Here is a 6,276-nt window from a genome sequence, read left to right as displayed (position 1 = left end):
CGCGGCAGGGCCGTCACCTGCTCGGACGGCGTGGCCGCCGGCGGCGCGTCGGCGACCTGCGGCCGGGTCCGCTCTCGCTGGACCAGCGACCAGCCGACGGCGCCGAAGAGCCCCGTCGAGATCAGCACGCCGGTGATGATCAGGGCGCGGCGAGACAGGCGCGTCACCGGCGCGGGCGCCCCACGCAGTCGCAGCGTCTTGGCGATGGCCTCCTCGGCCGGGTCGCGATCCTGGCTCATCGACCGGCCTCCGGCTGGACGGCCCGCCGGACGAGGCGAACCCGCAGGGCCGAGCGCTTTGCGCCCAGACGCAGCTCGGCGCGGTCGACGAGACGGTCGGTGACGATCCGCTGCCCGTCGACGTGATAGTTGATCAGCTCGGCGCTCTTGCCGTCGGGGCCGGTGCGATAGAGCGGCGGCAGATCGTCCAGCACGACGCCGGGCCCGAACTCGACATAGGTGCGCCGCCCGTCGTCGAAGACGGCCACAGGACGCCAAGCCGGATGGTCGCCCTCGATGCGGTAGTCCCGGTTCACCCGTGTCAGGTCCAAGGTCGGCGCGGTCGGCGCCGGCGGCGCGGCGACCAGGACGATGGGCGCGAGCCGGTAACGCCACGAGACCTGGGCCTGCCAGGTCAGGCCCGAGGCGCGCAGTTCCAGGTGATAGGTCCGCCGGTCGGTGTTGATGATCAGGTTGGTGGCCAGGTTCGTGGCCGTGGGCTTGACCAGGACATGCACCCGCCGCCCTTCCCCCGCGCCGCTGGTGGTGTCGCCAATCATCCAACGGGCGGTGTCGCCCGCCGCGATCGGTCCCGTGGCCACCAGCGCCTCGCCTGGCTCCAGGACGATGTCGGTGATGCGGCCGGGCGTGGCGAGCACGGGATAGACGCCGGTCTCGACATAGTCGAAGCGGGCCATGCCGGCCGGCGCGGCCAGACGCGCATCGTAAGCGGGCTCCATCGCGTGGGCGGAAGACGCGGCGAGCAGGCCGGCGATCGGGATCGAGCGGTTCATGCCCCAAACTCCTTGGACCAGGCGATGGCGGTGACGAAGACGCCGAGCGGATTGGCCCGCAGCCCCTCGGGGCTGCGCGGCGGCTTCAACGTGATGGTCAGGATGGCGCTCCAGCGCTCGGTGGCGACCAATTGGCCGTCGGCGAAGCGCTGCTCGGTCCAGGCCAGTCGGAAACTGCTGGGCGAGGCGCGCACGACGCTGGTGACAGTCACCGTCGTCTGGACCTTGCCGACCTGGCTGAACGGGTCGATGCGGCGAGCATGGTCGGAGAGGGCCGCGGCCCCGTCGGCGTTAGTGAAGTCGTAGGCGCGCAGCCAGGCCTGGCGCATCAGAACCGGGTCGGTGGAGATCGTACGGACGTCGGCGACGAAGCGCGCCAGGGTCCAGGCGATCAGGGCGTCGCTGGCTCGCGCGCCCTGGACGGCCGGCGCAGCGACGCGCGGTTCGCCCAGATGGTCGACCTCGACGACCCAGGGCGTGACGCCGCCGCGCAGCGACAGGGTCACCAACCCCGCTGAGAGGCCGCCACTGAGCGCCAGGAGTCCCAGGGCCATCAGGCGCCAGTTGAACGCCTGGACGCGAGCCGACCCCAGGCGTTCGTCCCAGACCTGGCCTTCCTTGTGATAGGGGGTCTCGGATGACGGGGTCGCGCCAAAGCGCGCCCGTCCCTTGAGCGGGTTCATCATCGGTCCTCCGAAAGGCTGGGCGCCGCGCCGGCGCTGTGATCGTCACCGCTGCCGACGGCGTGGACGGCCGTGGTCGCGCCATGGGCCAGGCTTTGACGGTGCTGCAGGTCGCGGGCCCAGGCCGGCGGTCCGGCCGGATCGCCCTCCCCGCCGCCACCCTCGCCGCCGGGATTGCCGCCCGCGGGGGGCGTGGATGATCCCCCGGGCGCGGCGCTGGACGTAGCGCCCGCGCCGGACGGACCAGGCCCTCCGGACGGCCCATTGGGCGGCGGCCCGCTCGGCGACGTCGCGCCGCCGGCTGGCGGAGCCCGTCCGCCCGCCGCGCCGGCGGCCGCGGCCCCGGCTCCGGAGGCCCCCGCACCGGCGGCCATCTGGACCGCGGCCGCGCCGGCCATGGCCATGCCCCCGACCAACAGGCCCGTGCCGACGGCCGCGCCGGCGCCCAGCTGGGGCGCGCCAGACACCAGGCCCGAAGCGACGCCCGGCCCGAAAATCGACAGGCCCAGCAGGGTGAGCGCCGCCAGGGCGATGGCCAGCACCTCTTCCAGGGTCGGCTGGCCGGCGGCGGCGGCGTTGAACTCGGCAAAGAGCGAGGATCCGATGCCGACGATCACCGCCAGCACCATGACCTTCACGCCGCTGGCGATGACGTTGCCCAGCACCTTCTCGGCCAGGAACGCAGTGCGCCCGAAGAGCCCGAACGGCACGAGGACGAAGCCGGCCAGGGTCACCAGCTTGAACTCGATCAGCACCACGAAGATTTGGATGGCGATGATGAAGAAGGCGACGATGACCAGCAGGGCCGCCGCCAGCAGGATGACGATCTGGACGATGTTCTCGAAGAAGCCGGGAAATCCGCCCAGCTCGGCGGCCGCTTGCAGCAGCGGCTTGCAGGACGACACGCCCAGGGCCGCCAGGCGGCCGGGACGCAGGAAATCCTCGGCCGAGACCCCTGCCCCCGAAGCCTTCAGGCCAAGGCCCGAAAAGCTCTTGAGGACGATCAGCGACAGAGCGTGGAAGTTGCCGATCAGGAAGGCGAAGAACCCGACATAGAGGGTCTTCTTGACCAGGCGGGCCAGGACATCCTCGCCGGACGCCCAGGCCCAGAACAGCGCCGCCAGGGTGACGTCAATGGCCACCAGGGTCGTCGACAGGAAGGCGACCTCCCCGCCCAGCAGGCCAAAGCCGCTGTCGAGGTAGCGGTTGAAGGTGTCGAAGAAGCGATCGATGACGCCGACGTCGTTCATGACGCCGCCCCGCCGAAGAAGCGCGCCCGAGCCCCAGCCCACGCCGCCTTGCAGCCGGGGTCGCGTCCGGCCGCCTCGCCCAGGCCCTGGCAGCGCGCCAGCTCCGGATCGACCGGCGCGAGCTTGGTCGGCCCGGTCCGTGATGGCTGGGAGGCCCCGCCCGCCAAGACAGCGGCCCCCAGCAGGATGATCAGTGCGGTCCCCCAGGCGAGGGACGGGGTCACGGCGTTCCGGCGCTCCCGATGAAGCGTGAGAACCGGGCCTTGGCGTCAGCGCGCGCGGCGGCCCGGTCGGCGGCCTCTAGGGCCTGGGCTCGTCCCTGGGCGGCGCTCAGCGCCAGAAGGTCGGCCAGTTGCTGGGCCTGGAGCGCCAGGAGCTGGTTGCCGGCCTGGGCGGCCTGCAGGCCGCCGACCGCGCCCTGGCTCTGGCCGATCAGGTTGGTTAGCTGGTCTCGGCTCGCGCCCAGGCCGCCAACCACGCCGGCCTGGACCTTCAGGGCGTCCTCGAAGCCGGCGACCGCCGCGCCCCACCGCGTCTCGGCCCGCTGGGTCAGGGCCGCGTCCGAGGCCGAGAGCGCGACCGCCCCGTACTGGCTGCGGAAGGCCTCGCGGATCTGGGCCACGTCGTAGGCCAGCCCCTGGGCCTGGCCCAGCAGTTCGCGGGTGTGGTCGACCTGGGCCTGCAGGGCCGCCAGTGAGGAATAGGGCAAGCTCGCCAGGCTGCGGGCCTGGCCGATCAGCATCTGGGCCTCGTTCTGCAGCGAGGTGATCTGGTTGTTGATCGTCTGCAGGGCCCGGGCCGCCTGCAGGACGTTCTGGGCGTAGTTGGTCGGGTCGAAGACCGTGAACTGGGCGTGGGCCGGGGCTGGAGCGATCAGGCCGGCCAGGCCCGTCGCGGCGAGCAGCCATGCGGGGCCAGCCGACGCCAGGCGGCGACGGGTAAGGGTCATGTCGATGTCTCCGGAGGGTTGGCCGTCGCGGCGGCGCCGCCCGGCAGGAGGTCGGCGGCCCAAGCCAGGCCACGTGCGCGCACCCAGGCGGCGGCGAAGCCGTCGCGGCCACGAGCGGCCAGGATCTGACTGATCGCCTGCTGATCGCTCTTGGAAGAGGCCGCGCAGAAGGCCAGCGCGACCGGCCCCAGCCCCAGGTCGAACAGCCGGTCGCCGACCCTTGATTGCAGGTAGTAGTCGCGGGCCGGTGTGGCGCGGGCGAGGATCTCGATCTGCCGCGCATTGAGACCAAACCGCGCGTAGGCGGCCGCGCCCTGCGGCTCCAGGGCGCGCGGGTTGGGCAGGAAGATGCGGGTCGGGCAGCTTTCGATGATCGAGGCGGCGATCGCGCTCTGCGTCACGTCGGCCAGGGACTGGGTGGCGAAGACGACCGACGCGTTCTTCTTGCGCAGGGTCTTCAGCCAGGCGCGCAGTTGGGCCCCGAACGCGGCGTCATCGAGCGCCAGCCAGCCTTCGTCGATCAGGATCAGGGTCGGCCGACCGTCGAGCCGCCGGCCGATGCGATGGAAGAGATAGGCCAGCACCGCCGGGGCGGCCGCGCCGCGCGCCAGGCCCTCGGTCTCGAAGACCTGGACATCGGCCTCGCCGAGCTTCTCGCCGGCCCCGTCCAGCAGCCGGCCATGCGGTCCGCCCAGCACGAACGGGGCGAGCGCGACTTTCAGGGGCGGGCTGGCCAGCAGCGCCACCAGACCCGTCAGGGTGCGTTCGGCGACCGGCGCGCCGGCCAGACTCCCCAGCGCCGCCCACAGGTGCTCGCGCACCGCCGCCGTGACGGCCACGCCCTCGTGCCCCAGGATCGCCGCCAGCCAGTCGGCCGCCCAGGCGCGTTCCTCGGGCGCGTCGATCAGGGCCAGGGGCTGCAGGGTCGGCGCGGCCCCGCGCTCGCCCGACAGGTCATGGAAGTCTCCGCCCATGCCGAGCACGGCCGCGCGGCTGGAGGCGCCGAAATCGAAGGCGAAGATCTGCGCCTGCGGATAGCGCCGAAACGACAGCGCCAGCAAGGCCAGGAGCACGCTCTTGCCCGCGCCGGTCGGACCCACGACCAGGGTGTGGCCGACATCGTCGACGTGCAGGCTGAGGCGAAACGGGGTCGAGCCGGCCGTGCGGGCGATCAGCAGCGGTGGGCCGTCCAGGTGCTGGTTGCGCTCGGGCCCGGCCCACACCGCCGACATCGGGGCCAGGTGCGCCAGGTTCAGGGTCGAGAGCGGCGGCTGGCGGACATTGGCGTAGACGTGGCCGGGGATGGTCCCCAGCCAGGCTTCGACGGCGTTGACGGTCTCGCGGATGACAGTGAGGTCGCGGCCCTGGCTGACCTTCTCAGCGAGAGCCAGCTTGGCGTCGGCGCGGGCCGGATCCTCATCCCAGACCACGAGACTGGCGGTGACATAGGCGTAGGCCACCGCGTCGCCGCCCAGATCCTGAAGGGCCAGGTCCGCCTCGCCGGCCTTGTTGGCCGCATCGTTGTCGATCAGGGCCGAGGGCTCCTGGGTCAGGGCCTCGCGCAGCAGGCCACTGTCGCCAACGGCCTCGATGCCAGCGGCGGGCGTATGGATGCCAAAGTCGATCTGCTTGGCGCGTGCCTGGGGTAGCAGTTCCAGAGCGACCGTGCGCAGCAGGCTGGACAAGTCCAGGGGCGCGAAATCCAGGGCGGCTGTGTCGCTGCGCCCCAGGGCCAGCAATTGCTGCGTGCTGCGGGTGGCGCGGGCAATTTCGGTTCCCAGGGCTTGCAGTGTCTGCTGCACCAGGTCGCCGTTGGGCTCTCGCCGCGCATAGTCCACCTGCATCTGCAAAGTGGTCAGGTGGGTGCGCAACTGGTGCGATGCGTCGTCCAGAAATTCTCTTTGCTGCGTGATGAGCGCCTGGTTGCGTGCCATGTGCTGGTTGACGGCGGACACCAGGGGGCGGATGTCTGCGGGCAGATCCTGTGGCGGGATAGGCGTCATATCTTCCGGGCTGCGGTCTTTCACGCCTTGCGCCAAACGTGCCAGCGGGCGCAAGGCCAGCGCCAGGGTTCCGGCAGCACCTAGCACCATCAGCACCAGGATCAGTCCATCCCGCAGGGCTGCGCGGCGCACAAAGCGCAGGGTGAAATCGCGGCGCGATTGGGTGCTTTCACCCACTTGCACGATGACGCTGGTATTCGACTGGTCCGGGCTGGTTCCGTTCAGACTCGCATCTGCCGAAATGGGGCGCTGGTAAGCCACCAGGCGCAAGGACTCTCCAAAATACCGGGCGTCGTAAAAACGCGGAACACCTGGCTCCAGCGGGCGGGGCGGTAAGGGCAGATCGGCATTGCCCAGCTCTACCAACGCATCGGACGTC

At 71.4% G+C, this 6,276-nt stretch carries 6 protein-coding genes and 1 pseudogene; all 7 read right to left on the bottom strand.

Annotation, left to right across the window (positions count from 1 at the left end; genetic code table 11):
• A pseudogene (locus Q0379_RS23995) lies at positions 1–239 on the bottom strand (conjugal transfer protein TrbI); the annotation flags it as partial.
• On the bottom strand, positions 236–1,012 hold the full coding sequence (gene trbG / locus Q0379_RS23990; protein WP_299017848.1) for a P-type conjugative transfer protein TrbG: 777 nt from the start codon (positions 1,010–1,012) through the stop codon (positions 236–238). The pseudogene Q0379_RS23995 and the gene trbG, both read right to left, overlap by 4 nt.
• Positions 1,009–1,695: a conjugal transfer protein TrbF gene (gene trbF / locus Q0379_RS23985; RefSeq protein WP_299017846.1), complete on the bottom strand. Its 687-nt coding sequence runs from the start codon at positions 1,693–1,695 to the stop codon at positions 1,009–1,011. The genes trbG and trbF overlap by 4 nt, the downstream gene beginning before the upstream one ends.
• Complete coding sequence (gene trbL, locus Q0379_RS23980) at positions 1,695–2,945, bottom strand: P-type conjugative transfer protein TrbL (RefSeq protein WP_299017843.1); 1,251 nt, start codon at positions 2,943–2,945, stop codon at positions 1,695–1,697. The genes trbF and trbL overlap by 1 nt, the downstream gene beginning before the upstream one ends.
• Positions 2,942–3,169: a putative entry exclusion protein TrbK-alt gene (gene trbK-alt / locus Q0379_RS23975; protein ID WP_299017840.1), complete on the bottom strand. Its 228-nt coding sequence runs from the start codon at positions 3,167–3,169 to the stop codon at positions 2,942–2,944. The genes trbL and trbK-alt overlap by 4 nt, the downstream gene beginning before the upstream one ends.
• Positions 3,166–3,894 carry a P-type conjugative transfer protein TrbJ gene (trbJ, locus tag Q0379_RS23970; protein ID WP_299017836.1) on the bottom strand — a complete coding sequence of 243 codons (729 nt, stop codon included), beginning with the start codon at positions 3,892–3,894 and terminating at the stop codon, positions 3,166–3,168. Before trbJ ends, trbK-alt begins: the two co-directional genes overlap by 4 nt.
• Complete coding sequence (locus tag Q0379_RS23965) at positions 3,891–6,263, bottom strand: sensor histidine kinase N-terminal domain-containing protein (RefSeq protein ID WP_299017851.1); 2,373 nt, start codon at positions 6,261–6,263, stop codon at positions 3,891–3,893. The genes trbJ and Q0379_RS23965 overlap by 4 nt, the downstream gene beginning before the upstream one ends.
• Positions 6,264–6,276: the final 13 nt, after the last annotated feature.

Origin of the sequence: uncultured Caulobacter sp., from assembly GCF_937900395.1 — a bacterium.
Lineage (GTDB): Bacteria > Pseudomonadota > Alphaproteobacteria > Caulobacterales > Caulobacteraceae > Caulobacter.
Note: the sequence above shows the minus strand (reverse complement) of the source record. Positions and strands in the feature narration are given on the sequence as shown.

Coding starts and splice junctions, on each gene's coding strand:
- trbG (WP_299017848.1), bottom strand. CDS start 1,012: ATGAACCGCTCGATCCCGATCGCCGGCCTGCTCGCCGCGTCTTCCGCC.
- trbF (WP_299017846.1), bottom strand. CDS start 1,695: ATGAACCCGCTCAAGGGACGGGCGCGCTTTGGCGCGACCCCGTCATCC.
- trbL (WP_299017843.1), bottom strand. CDS start 2,945: ATGAACGACGTCGGCGTCATCGATCGCTTCTTCGACACCTTCAACCGC.
- trbJ (WP_299017836.1), bottom strand. CDS start 3,894: ATGACCCTTACCCGTCGCCGCCTGGCGTCGGCTGGCCCCGCATGGCTG.